The 23,061-nt window shown below is 72.3% G+C and carries 1 protein-coding gene; it reads left to right on the top strand.

Annotated features, from left to right (window positions below):
- Nucleotides 1–159 precede the first annotated feature (159 nt).
- Nucleotides 160–23,052, top strand: a complete 22,893-nt coding sequence (locus ACWC09_RS28075) for a hypothetical protein (protein WP_450853557.1) — start codon at nt 160–162, stop codon at nt 23,050–23,052.
- The last annotated feature ends 9 nt before the right edge of the window (nt 23,053–23,061 follow it).

Consider the following 23,061-nt stretch of genomic DNA (forward strand, 5'->3'; position numbering starts at 1 on the left):
TTGCCGCCCGCGACCGGTGAGGTCTGGCGTGGCAAGCGTTCCGCCGAGGAACTCTTCGCGGGGACCGGCCATGGCGACCCGGCCGCGTCCGGCCGCTCCGAGTTCACCTTCCCGGCGTTCGCCAGCTTCAGCCGCGACGAGTACACGGCCAGTGCGTTCATGTGGGACACCCCGCTGCCGGGGACACTCCCCGTGCTGGTCCGTGTGGAGCTCACCGGGAACTGGGGCCGGGACATCACGCCGTTCTCGAAAAAACCGTACGAGGAGGAGGTGCTGCTGCTCCCCGGAGCCCGGCTGGGGATCGAGGCCCGAACGGTCTACAGCGACGAGGAAGGCGACTTCGAGCACATCCGGGTCCGCGAGGTGCCGCCGCCGTCGGCGGAGCTGCGGCGGTTCGCCGTGACGTTCGGCAAGCTGGGCGAGCGTGCGGCCGAGGGCTTGTGGGTTGAGGCGGCGCGGGTCACGGCGGAACACAACCCCTTCCGCCTCACGGTGGCCGAGGGCCCCGGTTCGTTGCTGGAGCGGGACTCCGAGCAGTACTGGGCGACGATGCGCGTGGCCCAGGAACTGCACAAGAACGAGGGCGCGCCGGACCGGCTCGAGCGGGCCGTCGAGGTGGCCAGGGCGCTGGCCACGGAGCGGGGCGTCGACGCGTCGCGGCGGCCGGGCCTGCGGGGCGGTGCCGTCGACACGCAGGCCTCGTCGTCACGTGCGGTGCCGGAGGCAGCGCCGGAGCGGGCCGCGGGGACGAGCGCCGGGCCGGCGCGGCTGGAAGCCATCGCCGAGCACGAGGACATCACGCTGCCCGGCACCGGCCACGTCATCCGGGTCGACGTCGAGTCGGGACAGCTGCTGCCCGTCGTGTCCGTCGGGACCGGGACCGGGGCGGGCACCGGCGTACGGGTCGAGCCGACCGGGGACGGCGGGCTCGTGGTGCACGTCGAGGGCCGCCCCGAGGGCCCGGTGACGTGGCACTACGACGCCGACCGGGTGCTGGAGTCGATGGAAGGGCCGCTGACGGTGTACCGGGGCAACCCGCTCAGCGGTCAGCGCGTGCGGCTGCGCTTCGCACCGGAGGGCTCTGTGCGCGAGGTACGGCTGGTACCGCAGATCGCCGGAACGGGGTTGCACGCCGACGTGCCGCGGGGCGAGGCGGCGACGCGGCTGTCCGGTGGCTTCCGGGTGACCGATCTGCGTACGTCGACCGAGTACTACTTCGACCGTGCGGCACGGCAGGTGCGGGCTCCGGAACCGGTCATCCGGCACATCTCCTTCGACGCAGGATCCAGCAGGCCGTCCGCAGAGGCCCTGCGGGCCATCGACGCACTCGCCGCGAGCACGGCCCAGGAGGGTGTGGCGGCCTTCGAGCAGGGAGGGCCGCTGCCCGTCGTGTCCGTCAGCGGTCACGGCAACGGCACCCGGCTTGGACGGCCCCACTACGGCCGTGCCGTCCAGCGGGGGCAGGAACGGGCCGAGGCAGTGGCGGACGCCTTCCAGGAGAGCCTGCGCAGGCACCTGGAGGCGGCAGGAGCGCCACCGGAGCTGCAGGCCGCGCACTTCAACGTCGTACCCACCTCACGCGGCCGTGAGTTCCCGGCCGGCACGAGCGTCGCCGACGGCCCGGCCGCGCACCGCCGCGCGGTCATCACCGTCAGCCACCCGGAACGCACACCGGCGGACCGCCGTACGGCGGAGGAAGCGCGCGACGTCGAAATGCCTCCCGCTGTCTCCGAGGAGGTCCGGGCCGCGCAGGAGGCGAGCGCGTCCGAGCAGGCGCAGACAGCGGACGGCACTCGCGTACTCGAGCAGGAGCCCGTCGCCGACGACACCCGCACCCGGGAGGAGGCGCCCACCCCCGACCGGACGACAGCGGAGGAACCGCCGGTCGCCGAGGTGCCGTGGTACGTGGACCGGGGCGCTCTCGGAGAGGTGACCGTCCACGACGCCGCGGCGCTCGACGATGACCTGGCACAGCGGTGGGCGGACCGGGTCGCGTTCGAGGTGACGCGGCCGGGGGACGGTACCGAGCTGATCCAGGGCATTTACGACGCGGTCCGCGGGCTGCTGGTCGGCGCGCCCGCGGTGGGAACGGCGGAGCACGACAGCGAGGAGGAGCACGCCGGCACGCCCGTGGCAGCCTGGGACAGGGCGCTGCAGCGGGGCCTGATGGTGGTGGCCGGCGACCACGTGGTGTGGGTGCGGCCGGTGCTGAAGCAGCTCGCTCCCGCCCCGGTGGACCCGCACGCGGACGCGGCCGTGCGCGAGTACAAGGTGTCCTTCGCCGGGCAGTCGTCCACCAACAAGACCGCGATCGAGCGCCCGCACGGCCTGGACATCGTCCCCCTCACGGTCCTGTCGGTCGCCAAGGGCGGCGGCTCCCTGCTGCCCGTGATCCCGCTGGTCGGAGGCCAGTGGAGCCGTGCACAGGCCACGGAACTGGAACGCACCGTCGTGGCGGGCCGCAAGGTCTTCGTGAAGGACACGCTCCGGTTCCTGTCCGGCGGTGTGCACCTGCGCGTCTTCGTGGACGGCGAGCCGCGCCCCTACGTCACCGGGGACGAGCGGCTGGTGGTTCCGGCCCAGGTGACGGTGGAGCTGCCGTCGGACTTCACGAAGCCGGGCGGGCCGCGCCTTGAGACCGTGGACGAGCCTGGCCCACGGGGCACCGGTGTGGCGCGCCCGCATCACGCCCGCGAGGTGATCAACGCCGTCGACCTGGTACCGGTCGCGGCCCAGCTGCAGCGGCGCCTGCGCTCCGCGGGGCTGCCCGCCGAGGCGGTGCGGCAGATCGCGGAGACGGTGCTGGCCCGTCTCAACGAGAAGTCGGCCCGCAACCGCAGCAGGCACCTGCTCGGCAACGGCGTGGTGGTCAACCGGGTGGACGTCCGTGCGGGCGGGAGGGCGTTCCGCGGCAGCTTCTCCGTGCAGGCGAGCATCCACGACCTGCAGTACCTCGGTGACACCCCCGACATCTCGGTGCGCGAGGACTCCGGCGTCGGTATCACCGTCGCCCGTTCACGGACGGACAAGGGACGGCTGTCGGTCGGCGTCGCCAGCGCAGGCGGCAAGGACGGTGCGGTCCGGTTCATGCCCTCCGGCGCGCTGACGTACGACCGCACCCGGGAGGCCGGGCACGGTCTGGCCGAAGTGGCGATGTCCCACACCGTGCTGAACGCCGCCAGCGAGCAGGCTCGGTACCGGGCGGGGCTGCGGGTGACGGTGAAGGTGGTGTCGGACACCCACACCATCGCCCCCGTGGAGCACGTCGTCGACGCGGAGATCGGCGTCCCCGGCCGGGAGGCTGCAGACTTCGAGAAGCGGCTGCTGGGTGAGGACGCGCCGCCGCTGCGCCAGGAGGCACTCTCCCTGGACGGTCCCGTCGACGCGGCGCCGAACGTCGCGCGGCTGCTGACCCTGGCCGCGGACCACGGGGTGGGACTGCCGGAGTCCGCCTACCAGAGGCCGGCGCGCCTGGACGCCCCGCTGCCGCAACCGCATCCGCGCGAGCCGTTCGCGCTGGCGTCCCGGCTCGGTCAGGGCTTCGGCATGGCCATCGCCCTGCCCGGCGCGGAGCTGGTGCTCCCCCAGATCCGCACGGTGCTGGCCACCCTGCACCGGCAGCGGACGGGCGGCCGGAAGGCGCCCGACTGGTCGAAGGCCGAGGACGACCTGGCCACGTGGTTCGACCGCCCGGCGCTGGAGAGCGACCTGCCGCGGCTGCTGGCGGGCGTGACGCACGACATCGCCGTGAGCGGCCGGACGTACACCGTGTCGGTGGGGGCGCGCCTGCTGGAGCGGGTCCACGGCCGGACCGACGTGGACGCCTATCCGATGATCGTCAACGCGCGGGCGCTGGAGAGCGCCGCGACGACCGGCAGCCGGGCGACCTCCTGGAACGCCGAATTCCAGCTCGGTGCCCGGCTGGCTGTGAAGGTCAAGAAGCTGCTGCGCCTGCAGGTGGGAAACGTCGGCTTGTCGATCGGTGGCGGGCTGAGCCGGAGCAGCGAGTTCGCCGGTGCCGCCAAGTCCTACCGGCGCACGGAGACGGTCGGCTCCGTGGACGAGCATGTCTACAACCTCGTCTACGAGCTGTCGGTGCGCTCCTCCGGCCACTCGCCGCACCGGTGGTGGATCGACCGGCCCGGCGACGCGGTGGCCCGGATCGTCGTTCCGCACCAGCACGTCCCGGCTCAGCCCGTCACGCACGACGAGGCGCGCGAGGCCGGCCGGGTCGAGGTGCCGGCCGAGGCTGCGCAGCCGACGACCGCCTTCCTCCACGGCGGCGTCGCGGGCGTCTTCCCGACCTTCCTCACCCCCCGCGACCTGCCGCTCGCCGCGGCACGGCTGCTCCAGCAGGCCGACGGCCTGGACGGCGACTGGCTGGAGGACTGGGCGAACTGGCCCGCCGCGCTGAACCGGACCTTCGCGTCCACGGAACTGGCGGCCCACTTCGCGGAACTGGTCGGACCGGGTCTGCTGGTCGACCTGCCCACCACCGACGGCGGATGGCATCACATGCTGCGCGTCCGGATGGTGGTCACCGAGCCCCGGCACCTCACCGTCCACGCCGGCCGGGGCGAGGAGGTGGAGGTCGAGCAGTACTCGCAGGGACAGGCGCAGCACGAGACGAGCAGGGGGAAGGAGGGCTCGGCCGGCTTGACCGCCGGTGCCGGTCTGCGGTTCGAGATCGGTGACAAGGCGCACTCCCCGCACGCCAAGGTCGCGGCTATCGGCAAGGCGAACTGGGAGTGGGGCCGCAGCCGTGAGGAGAGCACGGCCACGGGCCCGGTGGGCATCACCCGGGCCACCTACGGCGGTACCACCCACACCTATCGTGCGGATCCGGTGTTCGAGATCACCGTCTTCCGGTGGAAGAGCATCGGCCTGTTCGACCGGCTGAGCGGCTCCGGTCGGCACATGACCGCGCTGACGCAGACCGTCCGGGTCGCGGGCGGACTGGAGATCCTCGTACCCGAGCGGCGGATCGCGGACCTGGGCCTGCCGACACCGACGGACGTGACGGTGGCGCCGCACGAGCCGACGGGCCATGTGGACCCCGCGCTGCTGCCGGGAGTGGGTCACGCGGAGGTGCTGCACGCCGACGGTGTGCTGGAGCTGATGAAGCAGTGGCTCACCGGACAGGGCCTGGTCAAGGACCGCGGCGACGAGTACCGGCCGAACCTGCTGGTGCGCGAACTGGACAGGTCCTTTTCTTCCGAGGCCCTGCTCAGCCAGTACTCGGTGCTGACCGGCGGCGGCGTGTCGCGGTGGCTCGCCGTACCCTCCGCCTTCGGTGCCCGCTACCTGTGGGTGCAGGTCACCGCCCAGGTGGGGCGGCCGCGGCAGCAGCTCGACCGGCCCGACGTGCGGCTGACGCTGCGTAACCAGGCGGTGCGGGAGACGGGCACGACCAAGGGGACGTCCTTCGGATGGCAGGCCGCTCTGGTGGGGCGCGCCCTGATGGGCAACCACGTCCACTTCGGCCCGGAGGTCGAGGCCGGCTACCGCCAGGGGACCGAGGTCGGCCACGAGAAAACCGAGAAGGAGATGGAGATCTACCGGGCGCAGACCCGGGAGGGTTCCGTCGAGTTCGGCCACGAGGTGACCTTCCATGTCCGGATGGGTCTCTCCTACGAGCTGCCGGACGCGCTGCGCGCTCCTCTCGGGCTGGTGCGCGGCGCCGCGCTGACGGTGGCCGGCTGGACCGGGTACCGCCAGGCCGCCGGGGACTGGTGGCAGGCCCATGAGACGTTCGTCAGGCGCTTCCCGGAGCCGGAGGACACCGACGCGGGCACCGTACGCGGCGATGTGCGCCTCCTGGTCCCGGGCCACCTGGTCACCACCGGCGAGCAGCCGCCCGCTCCGGCCCGTGCCGTCGGCACCGACCCGGTGTGGGAGCCGTCCGCCGTCGGACGGCCGCAGACCTCCACCAGTACGACACCCGAGTCCCTGCTGGAGCGGCTGCTGAAGGACGGCCACCCGTGGGCGCTGCCCGCGCACGCGGCGGTGCACAAGTGGGCGGCGCTGGCCGCGGCCCCCTCGCGGGTGCAGCGCGAGAACCTGGAGGCGGCGGCTCCGGAGACCTGGAACGCCCCCGGGCCGGAGATCGTGGCCGGCGTGGCGTACGCCCACCACACGGGCGAGAACATGCTGCGGGCCGGCTTCGAGAAGCTGCTGAAGCACCAGTACGAGGTGCCGGTAGGCAAGCGGCTCGTCACCGTGGGCATCGACGTCAGGAGCGTCACGCGCATCGGACCGGCCGACCCCGCCGTCTTCAAGGCCCGCCACTACACCCAGGCCCACGAGTCGGAGAAGGACCCCGTCAAGGAGTCCTCCGGGTGGTACGTCGGGGTCGGCCTGGAAAGCGCCAACGACCCGGAGCAGGGCCCCCGGGTCATCAACCGTGACCCGTACAGCTACGGCTGGGACCGCAGCCAGGAGACCTCGGGCGAGGCCGAGGACGTCAACGAGGCCAACCGGGAGCGGGCGCGGCAGCCGTACTTCTACTACAAGGCCACCCTCGGCCTCGTCCTGACCGGCCGCCACGGACAGTTGCGGGTCACCGTCCCCGACGGCCTGTACCTCATGCTCCCGTCCGACGCGAACCTGGACGAGTGGCTGCGGCCGACCGAGCCGCCGGCGCTCGTCCCGATCGAGGAGGAGCCGGTCTCCGAGCCGCTCGACATCAGCGGTGACACGGGGCACGCGACCTCGGCCGCCCCGGGCGAGGGCACGCGGCGGGACGACACCGTGCAGGCCGTCGCGCTCGGATCCGGGCGGATCGGGGAGACGACCGTCACCATCCGCCGACGGGACGGCGTCCCGACCGGTGAGCACTGGCGGATCGACCACAGCACCGGCACGGCCTCCCGCATCGACACGACCGGCACCCCGGTGGTCGGCCCGCACGGCTTCGTGACCATCGGTACGTCTCCCACCGGTGCGCTGCGCCTGACCAGTCGGCAGCAGCCCGATGTCGTCCTCTTCGAGCAGGAACCGCTGGGTGGCGGTCACCTCGTGCAGGTCGACCGGAGCGCCGCCGGCGAACTTGGCTGGACCGAGTTCGACGCGGCCGGGAACCAGGTCGCTCACGGCACGCGCACCTGGGACGCCAGGACGCGGACCTTCCACGACACGCCCAGCAGCCTCCAGCCATCGGTGACCCTCCTCGCCGTACGCACCTACCATCCGACGGCCGACGGCGGTGTCGTCCGTGCCCGGCAGGGCGCCGACGGCACCTGGACCTGGACCCGTTTCGACGCCGACGGCGTCGAGCTGCTGTCCGGCACGCGGCGCTGGAACTGGATCAATCCGGGCTACAAGGACTTCCACACCGATCCCAGGACCGGGCGGGAGACCGTCTTTCAGCGCAACCATCAGGCGTGGCCCTTCAGCGTCGAGGTCGACGCTCCCGCCGAGCAGGCCGGCGAGCGCGCCGTGTCGCCGGACTCGGAGCAGCGTTCGTCCGGGACGCACAGCACGCAAAGCTCGGAAGAACCCGTCGAGGAGCAGTTCTCGATGGGCGGGCTCTTCTCGTCGCGTCCCCTTCAGGAGGGGCGCGGCGACACCGGAGCGGCCTCTTTCGCATCGTCGCCGCAGGAGGGAACCGATCGCGAGAGCGCCGTCGGCGGACCGGCGGCCCAGGGCGGGCTCGGGATTGAGATGTGGCGGCTGATCAGCGACCCGAGCTGGGTCGCGGATTACGACCCGGCGCTGGAACGGCGCTTCCGACGCATCGTCGACAAAGCCGGAAGGTGGAACCAGGCGAACATCGCGGAGACCAGCCGGTCGGCGGCTGCCCCGGGCGTGAGCATGGACCGCTCCGCCGCTCCCCTGGAGGCCATAGAACGCGTGGCCGATTTCGACGAGGGGATGGCCGAAGTCCTCCAGCTCACCGAAGAGACCGCGGCAACGTTGCGGCAATGGGGTTTGCCCGCGCACGTGATGGACGCCGACCTGGCGGCCGTCCGGGCCGACGCCCACCAGAACCTGCTCACCGCCGCCCAGGAGGCCCTGCAGGAGTACCTCGGCTCGGACAGCCCGGACAGCGGCTCCCGCGTCGGAGAGTTCACCGTCATGCCGGGCGACGCCGACGGCCACGTGGTCGTCCATGAACCCACCGGTCTGCGGATGGAGTACGACGGCGACGGCGACCTCGTGTACCAGGAGAGCGTTCCCGTGGGCCAGCCCACCGGTCTCAGGGTCGGCATCCGCGAGGACTTCGAGGACATGGTGACGACGCACGAGCTGCTCGGGTCCGAGGAGGTCATCGACGGCCGCACCGTCAGCAATGCCGAGACCGTCGACGAGAAGGGCGTAGTGAGACTCCCCGTTGACGGGGCGTCGTACGTCATCACTGATCGTGACGGCTTGTCGGTGCGCTATCAGCTGGACGGCTCCCCGATCGGCCGTGCGGACACCTCGCCTCCAGGCGAAGCGGACGTTCTCGCGGACGACACATCCGGCGTGCCCCAGCACATCCCGGAGGTCCCCACCACCGAGGTCTTTCCCGCCGGCCTGGTGCGGCTGGAGCGGAAACGGCCCCGGGTGCTGCCGACCGTGTACGAGGAGGACGAGGAGGACGAGGAGGACGAGGAGCAGGATCGGGAGCCGTCTGCGGAAGCGGAGCCGGGCGCTGCGCAGGGGGTGGTGGCCGCGCGCGCCGAGACCTCCGCTCCCGAGGCGCCGCGCACCCAGTCGCCCATGGCTGACGAGGCACTCCCGCAACCGCAGCAGCCGGAGTCCGTGCATGCCGAGCTGAGCGACGGCACCGGGCCGGAGATCTCCCGCCCGGACCTCTACGGTGCGGACGCCGTCGTGGATACGGAGACCGAGACGCCGACGCCGGAACAAGCACCGGACCGCGCCGCCGAACCGGCGGTGCGGGTGGTGGAGGGGCCGCTGCACGGCGCTTCGCAGCCGGCCGGGTACCGGCTGCGGCGCACGGACACCGCGGCGACCGGTACGTCGCCGGCGTCATCGCGGCTGGATCTGGTGGACGCCGCGGGTGAGGTCGTGCCGGATCGGACGGTGCTGCCGCGTGAGGGCGGCGGGTTCGTCGTCCGGGGGCCCGAGGGCAATCTGTTCCTGGATTCCCGTGGCGGGTTCGAGTACCGCGAACTGGAGCTGCCGGGCGTCGATCACGTGGTGCGGTTGCGCGAGCCGGTGGGTATCGAGGGGTCGTTGGAACTGCTGGACCGTGAGGGTGTTCCGGTCGAGGGCGGGCGGCTGGCCCGCTTCCCGGACGGCCTGACCGTCACCGTCCCGCTGGCGGGCCCTTTCGAGGGCACCGTGGCGCAGTGGCGCTTGGACACCAGTGGTGTGCTGGTGCGTCAGGTCCTGCCGCGGCTCGGCCGGCCTGCCGGTGACGAGGTCTCGGGTCGCGGCAAGGCACCCATGGACGCGGCTGAGGCACCGTCGTTCGCCACGGAGACCGAGGAGCACCCCGGCCTCGCGGCCGGCGCTTCCACCGCGCATGCGGACCTGTCCGAGCAGCAGGCCGATCCTGTCTTCTCGCAGGAGGAGCTGAGCGGCGGGCACGACACCACGGACATGGTCGAGCAGGACGATGCCGACGTGCAGGAGGTTCCGCAGCGGCCCGTGGACGTGGCGGGGACGGGCGAGGACGTCCCGGTCTCCCCGGACACCACCGCCACCCGCGACGAGCGGGAACCCGAGCACCTGACCGAGCCCGCGGTCATGGAGCAGCAGGAGGCCGTGCCGACGCACAAGGATTCTCCGCAGCCGGACGCCGCAGAGGACGAGTCGCCGCACGAGGAGGTCGGCAACGACGAGGTCGACGGCGAGGAGGACGACCCCGAGTTCGCAGCCGCGTTCCGGTTGTTCCAGGAGCGGACGCAGCGGGCCCAGGCTTCGGAGGCGGTCGGGGAGCCGCGCCGGGAGCAGTTGTCCGTCGCCGGGCCGGACAACCCGACGACGCCGCTCACACGTGTCCTGACCAGCGAGGACCCGGAGTACGCGCGCACGGTGGCGGCCCTGAACGAGGACCGCGCCGGTTTCCTCGGCCGCCTCACGCAGCGCCCGGCGTCCCAGCCGGTGCGGCCGGCGGAGCGGCAAGAGGCCCCGTCCGACGCCGCGAGCGCCGCCGACATGGAACGGCTGGCCTTCCAGCGCGAGGCCGAACGCTTCGAGCGCAGACTCGGCTCCTACCTCGCGCAGCGCCCCGAGGCGCAACGCCAGGTCGCCACCCTCGCCCGCCTGGCCTGGGAGAAGGCCGATCCCGAACAGCGGCACAAGTTCGGCGTCGGCTCCGAGCAGGAATACGCGGTCGGAGCGGTCGGCCGGAATCTTGAGGCCCTGGAAGAGGTCGCCTACCACGGCAACATCCGCGAGCAGATGGTGTTCCTGTACGTCGGTATGAAGGCCGATGTGATGGCGGGGCTGGACCGCTGGGTCGAGCCCACGGCGAAGCAACTGGGCGAGAGAAGGGAACTGTGGCAGGAGGCGTTCCCGGACGTGCTGGAGCCACGCCACGTCGACTACCCGAGCGCCGTCCCGCTCAGTGACAGGGAGCGCGCCTGGACGGACGACGGCGAGGCATGGCTGGGCGGTGAGCAGCTTCACGCCGCGCGGCACCTGCCGGTCGACGAGCAGGGCCTGCCGACCACGTACGACGAGCAGACGCTGTTCTCGGGTCCGCACGCGACCGCCCAGCAGAGCGGCGGACTGATCATGTCCGGCATCTCCGGCTCCACCTGGTCGCTGCTCGACCTGGCCGCGCGCGCCAACATCGCCTGGGACGCCGGTATCGATCTGCGCTGGTTCCGCCTCGCCGTCGTCGGCAACATGCTGGCGAGCGGCCATCACACGCTGCACGAGGTGCTGCAGGCCGCCGAGCGGTGGGCCGACACGGCCGAGCATCTGCCCAACGGCGCGGAACTGGGCTTCGAATACCACGACAACTGGGAGCGTTACCGCCACCTGGGCCCACTCACCGAGCAGGAGCTGCGCGACCATGTCGCGGACGACGGTCTCTTCCCGGACGAGCTGGTCCGCGGCCCGGGAGTGACCGCCTACGACCCCGTGGACGACGCGCGCCAGGCGCTCGCCGCGCACCTGGGTGAGCCGACCGGTCGCCGGCTGTCGCGCCGGTCGAGGCGGCGGGAGGCGCCGACGGAGCCCGGACCGGGGCAGGACTTCACCGTCACGCGGACGGCGAACGGCCATGAGGTCGTCCACCTGCCCACCGGTCTGGTCACCAGGTTCCGCGGCGAACGGCACGAGGTCGCCTACCACGAGGTGACGCCCGGCTTCGGGCCCGCGGAGCTCCGCGGGTCGAAGGTGGCCGTGCACCACGACCGGCAGGCCGGCGGGCAGATCGCCAAGGGCTTCGAACTGCTCGGCGATCCGCGGGCGACGGCGAGGTTCACCGTCGAGGAGGCGCCGCGGGAGCTCCGGGACGGCCGCATGGCCGAGTTCAGTGTCCGGGACGGCGTCAGCGGCCGCCGGCTGCACTACTTCGCCGACGGACGTCCGGTCGCCGGGGACCAGCCGCTGGCGGAGAACCTGGGCTTCCTGCGCTTCGACCTGTTCCGTCCGGGTGGGCAGCCGCGGCTGCTCGGTCCGGACCGGGCGCCGTCCCGGCTGCCGCTGCGCGCGGAGCTCCTCGGACACGAGACCGTCGCCCTGGTGCCCACCACGCCCCTCGCGGAGCCGAGGGAGCGGATCGTGGTGAACTCCAGGAACGGGCACGTGCTGGAGGAGACCTTCGCCGCACGCGCCGCCGACTCGGCACCGAACGGCCGGTACTGGCGCCACGACCGCACCGGCGGCAACACGGTGCTGATCGACGGCACCGGGCACGAGGTCTCCCGGGTGGGGCTCGACGACGCGGACGCCGTCGCGGTGCGGGAGACGCGCGTGGCCGGGCAGACGGACGCAGGCTCCGATGCCGCGCAGCAGGCCACCGCCACAGGCGTCGGGCGGACGCTGAGCGAGGTGTTCGCCAGGGCCGACCAGGAGGACGCGCTCGGCCTGGGCGACACCCCGCTCGACCCCGCCGAGCTGGCGCGGCGCGCTCGGGTGGAGCGGCCGCGGGTGACCGGTGAGTTCGACGGCTTCGACGTGCGCACCGCGATCGTCCGGATGGTCGGACTCGCCGCGGCCGACCGCGGTACGTACGGCATGATCGACACCGCCTTCTCGGACGAGCAGCTCAGGGAGAATTTCCACCGCGCGCTGGACGGCGGATACAGCGTCGACCTCAGTGCCCGTGCGAACGGCGGGCCGCAGGTGGTGGTGGAGGCCGTGGGCCTCGGCACGCCGCACACGATCACGTCGGGCACCGGCGACCTGGGGTTCAGCCGGACCCAGACGGTGGAGGACCGCAGTTCGTCGGTCATGCGTCAGGCGCCGATCCTCGAACCGCGGGCGGGCCGCGTTCCCCTGCCGTTCTTCCAGATCGCCGCGAAGATCGCGGGGCTGATCAACGTCCGGGACACGAACCTGTCCGCGCAGACCAGGCGTGACGTGACGACGGAGGTCGTCGAGACCGGGGTACCGGTCACGCGGGCCGGCCACACGGTGGCGTACCGGGTCGTGGTGCGCAAGCCGGGCCGCTGGCCCTGGAGCAAGGCCAGGACTCAGGAGGACATCGTCCATGTCCCGTTGACCCTCGACTGGCCCCGCCCGGCCCAGAACGCCGCCGCGCGGCACGACGGTGCGCAGAGCGCACAGCTTCGGACCGAGGAGGTTCTGCACGCCGAGTTCACCGGTGTCGGCCCCGGTGTCCTCGAGGCGGTGGTGGACGAGCTGGGCAGCGCCTTCAAGGTCAACGACCCCGCGGCGCGGGAACTGCGTGCCTGGCTGGACCAGCTTCCCGGCCATGCGCCGCAGCTGTTCGGCGGCCAGGTGCTCCGCAGGTCCTTCCCGTTCAAGGGCCGGTGGGGCAGAACCCAGGTCGCGGTGGCCATCGCCAAGAACGTCGTCGTACGGGACCTCCCGGAGGCGGTGGGCACCGTTACCCGTACCCACGAGATCAGCGAGGCGAGCACCTCGGGGCAGGGACTGACCCGGCGCTGGGGTGGCGGTCTGACGCTGGGATTCGGCAACACCGCCCACGCGACCGGCGTCATCGGCCCGGTCTTCCTGGGCTACGGACTGACCAAGAACGTCACCGACGTCTCCGACACGCGTACGTACGCCGAAGCCGAGACGCACCGGGGACTGATCCACAAGCGCCGGGTGGAGTTCGCCCTCGTCGTCCGTGTGGGGGGCCCGGACGGCTCCGCGCAGCAGGTGGACGGCGGTGTGGCGACGCTGTGGACGCGGGAACGTGACGCGGCGGCTCTGGGGGACGACATCGGGAACACGGTGTCCGCCGAGACGGACGAGGCCGCCACGCCGCGGTCCGTCCCGGAGCCGCCGGACGCGAGCCGGTTCACCGCGCCGGACCGGCTGGACTCCGCCTACCGGCTCTCGGACCGGACGGTGGAGAACATCGCCGGCCAGGTGCTGCACCGTCTCGACGCGGAGGGGTTGCTGGACGCCGCTGTGCTGACGGAGGCGGCAACACACTTCCGTGCCTTCCTGCGGGAGCACGTGCGGGAGCTGGCGAACGGCGGGGACGGGGTGCGGTTCCCGTTGAGCGCGTGGCGCAGCGGCGCCCCGGATGTCTTCGTCCGCGGTGTGCTGCGGCCCGCGCACGGCCGGTACCTGGGCGACGCGCACATCACGCTCACGGGTTCCGTCACGGCGAGCCACGCCCAGAACACGGCGGTCACCAAGCGGCAGGACCGTACCGTCGGCGTGGCGGGCGCCGGGACGCGCGTCCAGGGCGACGAGGTCGAGCTCCTCGGTGCCGGACTGGCGTACAAGTCCAACGAGGTCGTCACCCACGAGGTGCTGCAGCGGCTGGGGTCCGTACGTGAGGTGGGCGGCGGTACCGAGGTCCATCGCTTCGGCTTCGACGTCGACTTCGAGGTCCGGGTGGGCGGCCGCTGGTCGGCGCCGGGCGAGGTGGCGCGGTGGCGTGAGGCGGACCGGGCCGCGGGCTACGCGGCCACGACGATTCCCGGCCATGTCGAGGTGGTGGTGCCCGAGCGTGCCGTGGTGCCGCTGGCGGGGCCGTCGGAGCGGTCGGCCGGATCGTCCGCCCAGGTATGGCAGGAAGGCCCCGCGCCGGCGCCGGACCAGCGCGAGGGACACCTCCCGGCCGGTTACCAGTTGGACGCGCTGAAGCCGGTGCCGCAGCTGCAGGGCACGGTGGCCGGGATGCTGGCCACACCGCGGGGAACGAAGTGGCGGGAGCTGTACCGCCGGCCGCTGCTGGGCTCCGCCCCGGCCGCGTTCGACCAGCACCAGGGCAGGAACTGGCTGGAGCGGAGACCGGAGGAGATCAACGAGCGCAACGCCTCGCTGGACGTCCTGGAGAACTTCACCGGTCCGGCGGCCCGGATGGCCGGGTTCGAGCGCGTGGTGGCCTTCAAGGACACCGTCCGTCTGAAGAGCCACAACCGGGCGGGACTCGCGGGCAGCCGGGAGCTGTTCGCGCGGGTGGACCTGTCGGCTCGGCTCGGTGACCCGCGGGTCGTGGCGGTCGACGAGGAGCACCGGTTCGGCGGCACGCGCTTCGGCGAGGTCGAGCGGACGGCAGGCGGCCAGCAGGGCTGGGCCGTCAGGCTCAAGGTCGACGGAGGTGTCCTGGCCCCGGTCGAGGAACTCCTCACCTACTTCGGCGGTTATGCCGCCGGCGTGGTGACCTACGGGCGGACGGACGGCACGTCCGCCGTGCGCGGCGCCAAGGACGTGTCCGCCGGTGACTGGACGGAGCGCGGCTACCTGGTGAGCTTCGACGCCACCTACGAGGTGCGCGCCGCCAAGGGCCGGGCATGGCAGGACATCACGTCACTGACCCACGGCACGCCGGTCGAGGAGCGGTCGAGGTGGGTGCGGGTGCCCGACGCGGTCACCCTGTGGGTGCCGGCGAGCGAGATCCACCGGGTCGGTGAGCTGACCGAGTCGGACCTCGGGAAGCTGGCGGCACAGGACGCCGAACGCTACCTCGCGGCCGCGGACGTGGCCGCCGTGGACGCCGGGTCACAGGCGGTTGCGGACACGCCGGTGGAGGAGCCGCCCGCGCCCGCGGAGACGGACGACACGCCGGTGAAGGAGTCGCCGGAGCCTGACGTGTCGGCGGTGCGGGCGCCGGCCAACACGGGCCGGGGCAGCGGCCGTGTCGAGCTGTACCGGCTGGAGGCCGGCGGCGAGCTGGTCCAGCAGATCGCGCGCCGGCTGGACGAGTGGTCGGTGCAGAAAGGGCGGGCCGGCCGGAGCTGGCTGGACCTCGCCTACCAGGTACTGGGGCGGCCGGCGCTGCAGGAGGCCGGGCCGGCACGGGTGGCGAAGTTCGACCGGATCAACGACCGGCTGGTGCACGACGTGCTCGGCCCGACGCTGCCCGCGTCCGGCTTCGGCACGGTGATCGAGGAGATGCTCAACGGCGGGCGGTCGGTGTTCCTGGAGGGCGACACCCCCTTCGGCAAGGTGGAACAGCTCGTGGTGCTGCGGGCACGGCTGGGCGAGGGGCGCTACCACGCCACGCTCTCCCACCGCACGTCCCGGGACGGCCTGGAGACGACCGAGCGCAAGGCCGACTCGACCGAGTCGGGCTGGTCCGCACTGTGGGGCCTGTACGCCTTCGCCTATCCGGGCACGACGCGCCGCCCGGCAGCGGCGCTCCTGGCCGGACCCGCCGGTGTCCACAGCTGGACCACGCAGTGGGAGGTGTCGCAGCAGCACACGGAGTCGGTGACCAGCTCCGGGGCCGGGGAGGGGGTGCAGTTCCTCCACGATCTGCTGCTCACGATGGACGTGTACCCGTACGCGCGCCCCGGGCACTACAGCAAGTACCTGCCGGACTGGATGCCCCGGCTGGGCGGCCCCTCGTTCGGCGGCTCGTGGACGACGGAGTTCACTCTTCCCGGTGCGGCGCGCTCCACCGTGCCGGCGGAGGAGGTGCTGCCCCTGGCGGACGAGACGGAGCTGTCGGCCGAGACGCCGGTCCACGGTTCGCTTGCCGACTGGCAGCGCGGTGCCGGGTTGCCGGTGGGCCTGCCCGCGAAGGTGCTGGTGCGTCCGTTCGACGCACCGGGACTCCACGCGGTGGTGGAGGACCTCGCCTTCGGCGGCCGGGACGGGCGGCCTGTGCTGCGTCCGCGTGCGGGCTTCGAACTGCAGGCGCAGACGGGTTCAGCGTTGCTGCGGTCGAGGCTGACGGAAGCGCTGTCTCCGCAGGGCTACATGGTCGAGGTCTCCGGTGACGCGCTGGCGCACGTGGTCGTCAGGGCCGACGTGGTCACGCGGGAAGTGGTCCGGGTGCTGCGCGACCACTCCCTGGACAGGACCGCCCACGACACCTCGCGCACCGGGACGACGTGGACCAGCGCGGGCGAAGCGGGCCCGGAGCGGATCGTCGACCTGCGCGAGCCGAACATCCACGCCGGCGACCACACCGCGGCGAACCGGCCCTTGCTGTTGGTGGAGGACTCGTACAGCACCTGGTTGACGTACGGGGGGGCGGAGTCGGTCGCGGGGACGACGACCCGCGTGGCCGCGCAGCCCGAGGCGGAAGGCGACGCCGGCGCCCGCTACCTCGTGCGGCTGACACCGCGGTGGACGGTCACGCCCGCCTACCGCGAGAAGAAGCTCTTCCCCGCGCGGCGTCGTCCCGCCCCCGCGCAGTGGCAGGCGCCGGTCACCACCCCACCGGACGAGCCCCTCCTCGTGGTGGTCGACCAGGAGGGACTGGCCCGACTGGGTCTGCGGCAGCCCGCAGACGACACCGGTCCGCACACCGGGAACCGACAGGACGGTCCCCACGCAGGTGACCCGGGCGGCGTCGAGCCGCTGGTTCACGACGACGAGGCCGCGGGCCTGGCGCGGTTCCTCAGCAGGGTCCAGGAGGACGCGGCCCCGTCGGCGTCGTCCGCCACGTCCGCCACCGAAGACGCCACGGCGCAGGGCCTGCCGTCCCACGCCGCCGAGGGCGGAGTGCTGCCGTACGACGAGCAGGTCCGGGCGGTGTCCGCCGACTCCGCCACGAGCGACCTCGCCGAGCGGTGGCCGTTGCCGACCGATCCCGGCGCACTCGCCCGGCAGGCGCGGGTTGACCGGCCGAAGGTCCTGAACCACATCGACGGAGCGGAGGTGCGTGACGCGATCGGCCGGCTGCTCGGCGCCGCCGCTGCCGACCCCACCATTCGAGAGCTGGTCGAGCACGCCTTCTCGGACGGAAACCTCAAGGCGAATTTCCACCGTGCGCTCGACGGCGGGTACACAGCCGACCTCAGCCCCGGGGTGAACGGTGGCCCGCAGATCGTCCTGGAGGCCGTGGGTCTGGGAAGCCCGCACGGACTGAGCTCGGGAAGCACGGAGTTCGGGTTCGGCCGAACCCACCAGTCGGCCGGTCAGAACGTGTCGAGCGGACGCGCCCGGGCGCTGCTCGAGCCACGTCTGATACGGGTGCCCATCCCGTTCTTCCTCTTCTTCGGCAAGATCGCCGGGCTGGTCAACCACCGGAGTTCGGCGCTCTCCTCAGCCGTCGACCGCGGTGGGGAGACGACCGTCGTCGAGGCGAACGTACCGAGCACGGCCGCCGGGCACACGGCGCTGTACCGGCTCTCCATCCGCGTGCGCGGCCGCTGGCCGTGGAGCAAGCCCGTGACCCGGGTGGACTACGTCCCCGTGGATGTCAGGCTGGCCTGGCCCCGGCACGATCTGACCGCGGGGGCCGGCACGGACACCGAGACCGTGGCACCGGTGGGGCAGCCCAAGGAGATCGAGCACGCCGTCCTCGCCGGTCTCGGCGAGGTCGACAAGGCCGTGCAGAGCGCGCTGGGCAGGGACTTCAAGTTGAACGACCCGGCCGCGAGGGAGTTCCGCGCCTGGCTGCACCAGCTGGGCGACAAGGCGCCGGAACTCTTCGGTGGTCAGGTCGTGCGGAAGTCCTTCCCCTTCGCGGGCCGGTGGGGGAGGACCCCGGTCGCGGTGGCGATCGCCGACCCGGTCGTGCGGGACCTCCCGGAGACGGAGGGCAGCATCGTGCACACCCGTACCGTCGGCGCGCAGAGCACGTCCGAGCAGGGCTATGTACGCCGTTCGGGCGGCGGCGTGATCGTGGGCGTCGGCGGAACCGAGGCCCTGACCGCCAACATCGGTGTGGTCCACATGGACTACCGCCTCACCAAGACCGGCAGCGGTACGACCGAGCGGCGCGAGCACGTCTCGGCAGAGACGTACGCCGGTCCGGTCGCCATGCGCCGGGTCGAGTTCACCTACGTGGTGAGGGTGGGTTCGGGCCCGAAGCACGTGGTGCAGCGGGTGGACGGCGGCGCGGCGACGCTGTGGACCCGCAAGCCCGGCGAATCGCCGGCGCCGGTGGTGCCCGCGGCGGAGCCGGCCGGGGTCAGCCGGTTCGACGTCCCCGACCGGATGGACGCCGCGTACCGGATCCCGGACGAGACGGTGGAGGACATCGCGGGCCGGGTGCTGCACCGGTTGGAGGCCGAGGGGCTGCTGGCCGCCAAGCGTCTGCCGAAGGTGGCGGCGGAGTTCCGCGCGTTCCTGCGGGATCACGCGCGGGAGTTGACGCACGGCGCCGACGGTGTGCGGTTCCCGTTGAGCGCGTGGGTCAGCGGGGCACCGGATGTCTTCATCCGCGGGGTCATGAAGGCCGCGGACGCGCGCTATCTCGGCGAGGGCGTGGGGGTGACTCTCGACGGCTCGATCGGTGCGAGCCACACGCAGAACGTCGCGGTCACCAAGCGCAGGGACAGGTCCACCGGTATCGCCAGCGCCGGCTACCTCGAAGATGATCAGGACATCGAGTTCGGCACCTTCCAGATCACCTACAAGAAGAACCGGGCCGCCACGGAGGTGACCGGGCAGAAGGAGGGCTTCGAGCAGTCCCTGGGTGGCGGCGAGCGCATCCACCGTTTCGACTACCCGGTCGAGTTCCAGGTGCTGGTGGGTGGTCGCTGGGCGGTACCGGGCGAGGTGGCGCGGTGGCGTGAGGCGGACGGTTCCGAGGGCTACTCGGCGTCGGTGGTTCCCGGCAGGGTCGAGGTGGTGGTGCCCGAACGCGGCGCGGTGGCACTGGCGGATCCGTCGGACTCGGCAGGCGAAGCGTCGGCGGTGGCATGGCAGGAGGGCCCGGCGCCGGCTGACGAGTCGCGGTATCTGCCGGCCGGCTTCACCCTGGAGGCGCTGAAGCCGGTGCCCAAGCTGCAGAGCACCATGGCGGAGATGCTCGCGGCCCCGGGCGGGACGAAGTGGCGGGAGCTGTACCGGCGGCCGCTGCTGGGTGCCGCTCCGGTGCCGTTCGACCAGCACCAGGGCAGGAACTGGTTCGAGCGGGTTCCGGACGAGCTGAACGAGCGCAACGCGTCGTTGGACGTCCTGGAGAGCTTCACCAGCCCCGAGGCCCGGATGGCCGGGTTCGAGCGGGCGGTGGGACTCAAGGACACCGTGCGTCTGAAGAGCCACAACCGGGCCGGTCTGGCCGGCACCCGAGAGCTGTTCGCGCGGCTGGACCTGGCGGCTCGTCTCACCGGTGTACGGGTGCTGGCGCGCGATGACGCGCGCCGGTTCGGTGGTACGCGGTTCGGCGCGACCGAGCGGGGAACGGAAGCGCTGCGGGGGTGGGGCGTCAGGGCCAAGCTCGGCGGCGGAATCATGGCAGTGATCCGTCATGTCGTCGGCTACTTCGGGCCGGACCTGGACACTGCGGCGATGTACTCCCGGGTGCAGGGAGTGTCGGCGGTTGACGCGGCGAAGGACGTCTCCGCCGAGGAATGGGTCGAGCGCGGCTACCTGGTCAGCTTCGACGCCACGTACGAGGTGCACACCGCCACCGGCCGGGCGTGGCAGGACATCTCCACCCTCCTCCACCGGGGGACGGCGCAGGAGCGGTCGAAGTGGGTACGGGTGCCCGACGCCGTGAGGGTGTGGGTGCCGGCGAGTGAGATCCATCGGATCGGCACACTGACCGAGGCCGATGTCGAGAAGCTGGAGGACGTTGACGTCAGGCGCTACCTGGCCGGGCGGGCCGAGGCCCCCTCGGAGACCGGACACGAACCCGGTGGGTCCGATCCGGGTCTGTCGATCGTGGAGGTGCCGCCCGCGGTGCGGCCACCGGTGAACGTGGGCCGGGGCAGCGGCCGAGTGGAGCTGTACCGACTGGAGGCAGGCGTCGAGCTGGTGCAGCAGATCGCGCGGCGGCTGGACGAGTGGTCGGTGGCGAACGGCCGGATGGCGCGCAGCTGGATGGACATCGCCTATCAACTCCTGGGCAGGCCCGTGGAGCAGGCGGCTGAGCCACCGGCGCGGGTGGCGGAGTTCGACCGGATCAATGACCGGTTGGTCCATGACGTGCTGGGTCCGATAGCTGGCATGTCCGGCTTCGGAGCGGTGATCGAGGAGATGCTGAACGGCGGGCGGCCCCTCTTCATCGAGGGTGACACCCCGTTCGGCAAGGTGGAGCAGTTGGTGGTGCTCCGGGCCCGGCTGGGGCAGGGCGGCTACCACGGGGTGATCACCGGGCGCACGTCGAACTCCGGCCTGGAGTCGACACACCGCACGGGCAGGACGAAGCGCACCGGCTGGGAGTTCGAAGTGATCCCCACGGCGTTCTGGTATCCCTCGGTGCCAGGGAAGCCGGCCCCGATCTTCCTGTTCGGGCCCCTCTCCGGAGTACACGCCCGGACCAAGGACTGGGAATTCGCGCGGGAGTTCGAGCAGTCCGTCACCAGCGCCGGGTCCCAGGATGGTGTCCAGTTCCTGCATGACCTGGTGGTGACGATGGACGTGTATCCGTACGCGCGTCCGGGTCATTACAGCCAGCATCTGCCGGAATGGATGCCGAAGTTGGGCGGGCGCCGGTTCGGCGGGAAGTGGAGTGAGGAGTTCCTGCTGGCGGGTTCGGTGCGGTCGACGGTTCCGGTGCAGGAGATACTGCCGGCCGAGGACGAAGCCGGACCGTCGACCACAGTGCCGGTCCGGGGCTCGCTGCTGGAGTGGCAGCGGGGTGCCGGGCTGCCGGTGGGGCTGCCGGAGAAGGCCTGGGTGCGCCCGTTCGACGCACCGGGACTGCACGCGGCGTTGGACGACGTGGCGTACCCCGGGCCCGAGGACGGGCGGCCGGTGCTGCGTCCGCGCGCCGGCTTCCAGTTGCAGGCGCAGACCGGTTCGGCTCTGCTGCGTTCGAAACTGCGGCAGGCGATGTCGCCCCAGGGCTACAAGGTCGAGGTCGCCGGGGACGCGCTGTCCCACGTGACGGTCACAGTCGACTTCGTGGCGTGGGAGCTGGTGCGGCCCCTCGAGGGCGGCTCCCTGACCCAGACCTCGGCGGAGAAGTCGCACGTCGAAATGGGCTCCGAGCGCGTGTACGAAGCGGGTCCGTACTGGTATACGGATCTGCGTGCGCCCGACGCTGAAGTGGGCCACCAGACCGCCGCCTACCGCCCGTTCGGGATGATCGCCGACGTGGCCGCCAACTGGGTGGAACGGGAGGACAAGGAAGTCGTTTCCTTCGCCACCGAGCGGCATGCGCCGCAGTCAGAGGCGACGGCCGGCGGCCGGCGGTATCTGGTCCGGTTGACACCGCGGTGGACGGTCACGCCTGCCTACCGGGACAAGAAGCTCTTCCTCGGGCGGCGTCAGGCGGTCCCCGCGCAATGGCAGGCACCGATGACGACAGGCCCGGACGAGCCCCTCCTGGTGGAGATCGACCAGGACGGACTGGCCCGACTGGGGCTGCGCGAGCCCGGTGACGACACCCGGGCCGCGCTGCCGGCCGTGCCCGAGGAACGCGAGGGCGACCTGGCGGAGCCGTCACCCCGACCCGCCGTGGATCCGGCGGTGCGGGTGGTGGAGGAGCCGCTGCACGGCCTCCCGCGGCTCGCCGGACACCGCCTGCGACGGACCGACCGTGCGGCGACCGAGACCACCCCGGCGTCCTCGCGGCTGGAACTGGTGGACGACGCGGACCAGGTCGTGCCGGACCGGACGGTGCTGCAGCGTGAGTACGGCGGGTTCGTCGTCCGGGGTCCCGAGGGCGACCTGCACCTGGATTCCGGTGCCCGCTTCGAGTACCGCGAACTGCGACTGCCGGGCGTCGACCACGTGGTGCGGTTGCGGGAGCCGGTGGGCATCGACGGACCCCTGCAGTTCTTGGACCGCGAGGGCGTTCCGGTGGAAGGCGGACGGCTGGCCCGGTTCCCGGACGGCCTGACCGCGACCATGCCGCTGACGGGCCGGTACGAGGGCGCCGTGGCCGAGTGGCGCTTCGACACCAGGGGCGTGCTGGTCCGTCAGGTGCTGCCGCAGCTGGGCGAGTCGTCCGGCAGCACGGTCACGGGCCGTGGCAAGGCCCCGATGGGAACGGCCGAGGCGACGACGGCCGAGATGCCGGCCGAGCAGGAGGGGTCGTCCGCCGAGCAGGAGCAGTCCGCTGCGCAGGAAGAATCCGCTGAGCAGGAACAGCCCGCCGGGCGCGAGGCGTCCGGGGCCGTCGCGGAGGAAGCGCGGGAGGAGCGGCAGACTGGGCAGGACGCGTCCGGCGACACCACGGATGACGTACCGCGGGCGGCCCGACGCGGGCAGCAGCCCCTGCCGACCGTTCCCGAGGGTCTGCCCGTCCTCCCGGAGTTCCGGTTGGTGAAGCTGCCTCCGCACGTGGTCGCCCGCTACGAGTCGCTGGGCATGCCGGCTCTCCCGAAGGTCCTGGAGCTCGAACTCCTCGTCCAGGACGCGCCACAGGACGAGTGGGAGGACGAGCGGGACGAGCGGGAGGAAGGCACCGTCAAGCACGGCACGACGCCGGCCGATCCCCAAGTCGAGGCGTTCCTGGCCCTTGTCGACAAGGGCCGCTCGGCTCACGAGGCTCCGGTGCCGTTGACCGACGACCCATCAGCGGTGCCGGAGCCAGGATCAGCCGAAGCGGAGACCGCCGAGGCCAGCGCAGAAAGGTTTCTCACGCGGATCTACGGTGCCCACCGCACTGACGATTCCGGCAGCCGAACCGACATGGAATGACGAAGGGAA

Source organism: Streptomyces sp. NPDC001617 (genome assembly GCF_053596855.1).